Below are 1517 nucleotides of genomic sequence, written 5' to 3'. Positions count from 1 at the left end.
ATAAATTCTCTCTAGCATTTTCTGGCTCTCGGGGTTTAGGTCTCTAATCAATCTCATTGTATTTTCCTGCTGCTTCGTTTTTTTATGTATTATACTTCTTAATTTTTTATTTGGGTAATTAATTTTGCATGACTACTTACTTAACCAGTAATATTAGATAGTCAACTTACCAAAAAGCTTTAAAATATCTTGGCAGGAAGACTGGTTATTCTCTGGGTTTCCCCAGAGAATGTCCCGATCAGCGAAAAAATCAAGGGAAAGATGGGCAGTATTTTAAGTGTGGCGCCGATGATGGATTATACCGATCGCCATTTTCGCTATTTTTTGCGACAAATTAGCCGTCGTCCCCTTCTCTACACGGAAATGATCACGACGATGGCGATTAAACACGGCGATCGCTATAAGTTGCTGGGGTTCTCCCTAGCAGAAAAACCTCTAGCTTTGCAGTTAGGGGGTGATAATCCCTATCTTTTGGCAGAATGTGCTAAAATAGCCGAAGATATGGGTTATGACGAGGTAAATCTCAATGTGGGTTGTCCTAGTTCTAGGGTAAAAGAGGGCAATTTCGGTGCTTGTTTGATGGCTAACCCGGAATTAGTTGCGAGGGGAATATCGGCAATGAATCAAGCTGTATCGATTCCCGTGACTGTAAAACAGAGAATTGGCATTGATGATCAGGATAGTTACGAAAATATGGCGAATTTTGTCCGTATTGTCGCAGATGCGGGTTGTCAACGTTTTACCATCCATGCGCGGAAAGCTTGGTTACAGGGATTAAGTCCCAAGGAAAATCGCACCGTCCCCCCCTTACGTTACGATGATGTTTATCGCCTAAAAAATCAGTTTCCCCATTTGTTTATTGAGATTAATGGCGGTATCATTAATTTAGAACAGGCTAGACAACATTTACAATTAGTAGATGCGGTCATGATCGGTCGGGCAGCCTACGATAATCCCTATTTATTTGCCACAGTCGATCGAGATTTTTATGGGGAATCGGCTACTCCTCCTACCCGGGAAGAAGTAATCAAAAAAATGCTTCCCTACATCGATGAATGGGTGAGTAAAGGTTATAAATTACACCAGATCAGCAAACATCTTTTACAGCTTTTTGCCGGTCAGCCCGGAACTAAGGCCTGGAAGCGTTATATTAGTGAAAATAGCCATTTTCCTGGGGCCGATTCTGGGGTAATCTGGCAAGCTTTACAGCAGGTAAACTCCCTAAATGATCTGGCCAATTCCCATTAATTTATTTTCTTTTCTATGATTACCCAATCCTCAATTACTGCCGGGGTAAAAAATTCAGCTATGGCGGATTTTGTTTATCAACCTCCCCCGGCAGCTATCACAGCTAAACGTATTTTAATTAAACCTAATTTAGGCTCTTCGGGAATTGTTATGCAAATAATTAACTTAAAATAAAATTCGATGAGAGCAACTACGCTCAAAAGTAGCTGAAATTCATACAGGAAAGGACTTAAGGCACAAATAGATTAATACCAAAAGATAGACAATCG

Annotated in this window: 1 protein-coding gene and 1 pseudogene; both read left to right on the top strand. The window is 40.6% G+C overall.

Annotated features, from left to right (window positions below):
* Nucleotides 1-261: 261 nt before the first annotated feature.
* Nucleotides 262-1248, top strand: a complete 987-nt coding sequence (gene dusA, locus O9323_RS01750) for a tRNA dihydrouridine(20/20a) synthase DusA (RefSeq protein WP_002776797.1) — start codon at nt 262-264, stop codon at nt 1246-1248.
* Between the two features lie 15 nt (nt 1249-1263).
* Nucleotides 1264-1383, top strand: a pseudogene (locus tag O9323_RS01745) (DUF362 domain-containing protein); the annotation flags it as partial.
* Between the last annotated feature and the right edge of the window lie 134 nt (nt 1384-1517).

This window comes from Microcystis sp. LE19-131.1A (assembly GCF_027532015.1).
Classification (GTDB): domain Bacteria; phylum Cyanobacteriota; class Cyanobacteriia; order Cyanobacteriales; family Microcystaceae; genus Microcystis; species Microcystis ichthyoblabe_A.
Note: the sequence above shows the minus strand (reverse complement) of the source record. Positions and strands in the feature narration are given on the sequence as shown.

Excerpts from the sequence above, each read along its gene's own strand:
- dusA (WP_002776797.1), top strand. The coding sequence starts at position 262 with ATGGGCAGTATTTTAAGTGTGGCGCCGATGATGGATTATACCGATCGC.